This is a genomic window from Candidatus Magnetaquicoccus inordinatus (assembly GCF_004217665.1).
GTDB lineage: Bacteria > Pseudomonadota > Magnetococcia > Magnetococcales > Magnetaquicoccaceae > Magnetaquicoccus > Magnetaquicoccus inordinatus.
In genome coordinates this window covers 1-1,552 of record NZ_RXIU01000411.1, presented here as the reverse complement: position 1 = coordinate 1,552, position 1,552 = coordinate 1, and the positions used below count along the sequence as shown (strand labels likewise).

The 1,552-nt window shown below is 49.4% G+C and carries 1 protein-coding gene; it reads left to right on the top strand.

The features are described from left to right. Positions 1 to 38: 38 nt before the first annotated feature. Positions 39 to 1,552: putative bifunctional diguanylate cyclase/phosphodiesterase (locus EJP87_RS16110; protein WP_193771464.1), on the top strand; the 1,514-nt coding region annotated here is incomplete at its 3' end.

Sequence of the window (1,552 nt, the reverse complement as noted above, 5' to 3'; positions counted from 1 at the left end):
ATCTGGAGGCCGAACGCAAACTGTATTTGGCTTCCAGCGTGTTTGACAACACCAATGATGGCATTATTGTCACCGATCCAGAGGCGATTGTGCAATCCATCAATCCTGCCTTTACCCGCATCACCGGCTATGCTGCAGAGGATGCTCTCGGCAACAGCATGCAGTTGATTCAGTCAGAACGCCATGATCAGCAATTTTATAACAAATTTTGGGACTCCTTGCGCGAAAGTGGCAAGTGGCAGGGTGAATTTTGGAGTCGCCGCAAAGATGGTACCGAATATCTGCAATGGTTGACCATCAGTGCCATTTTGGGGCCAGAAGGGACCATTCGTAACTATGTAGGGGTCTTCTCCGATCTGACTGCTCTCAAAGAGTCGGAAGAGAGTCTGCTGCACCTTCTGGGGCATGATACCTTGACCGATTTGCCCAACCGCCATCTGTTTCAGGAACGACTGAGCTATGCTCTCAGCGATTCATTGAGCCGCGATGGCATGGTGGCGATATTATTATTGGATCTTGACCGTTTTAAGGTGATCAACGACAGCATGGGGCATGATGTGGGGGATCGCTTGCTGGTGCAGGTCAGTGAACGGTTAGGTGAAGTGGTGCATGCCCATGCCCATTTGCTGGCCGCCGATGCTCTGGGACGTTTGGGAGGAGATGAGTTTGGTATCATTTTATCCAAATTATCCCATACCCAGGAGGCGGCCCAGGTCTCAAAAAATATCATGGATCGCTTTGCCAGACCTTTTGTTATCGACAGTATGGAATATTATGTAGGTGTCAGTGTCGGCATTGGCATCTCTCCTTTGGATGGAGAGGATGTGCAAACCTTGATGAAAAATGCCGATGCCGCGCTCTATCATGCCAAAGAGCAGGGACGCAATAATTTTCAATTTTATCGCAACTCCTTGAATACCTTTTCGATGGCGCGCATGGTCATGGAGAGCAATTTGCGCAATGCTTTGGAGCGCAATGAGTTTCTCATGTTTTTCCAGCCCCAGATGGATGTGCAAAGCGGTCGTTTGATCGGTGCTGAGGCTTTGATTCGCTGGGAACGCCCACAGCAAGGTATGGTCTCTCCGGCGCAATTTATTCCGCTTGCCGAAGAGATCGGTCTGATTGTGCCGATGGGCACTTGGGCGATGCAGTGGGTTTGTAGACAGGCAAAATCCTGGTGGGATAGTGGGTTAACCCCCATTCGTTTGGCTGTCAACCTCTCTGGTATTCAGTTCAAACAGCCCGATTTTATCGATACTGTCAATCAGGTGCTCAGCGATTCCGGTCTGGATCCGCGCTGGGTGGAGCTGGAATTGACTGAAAGTATTGCCATGGGGGAGGTGGGCAACACCTTTGCCAAGTTAAAAATGTTATCGGATGCGCAAATCAAGCTGGCTATCGATGATTTTGGTACTGGCTTTTCTTCATTGAGCTATTTGAAACGCTTTCCCATCAATACCTTGAAAATTGATCAATCCTTTGTGCGCAACTGTACCAAAGATGCCGATGATGCGGCCATCATACGCGCTGTCATCAGTTTGGCCCACAGCCT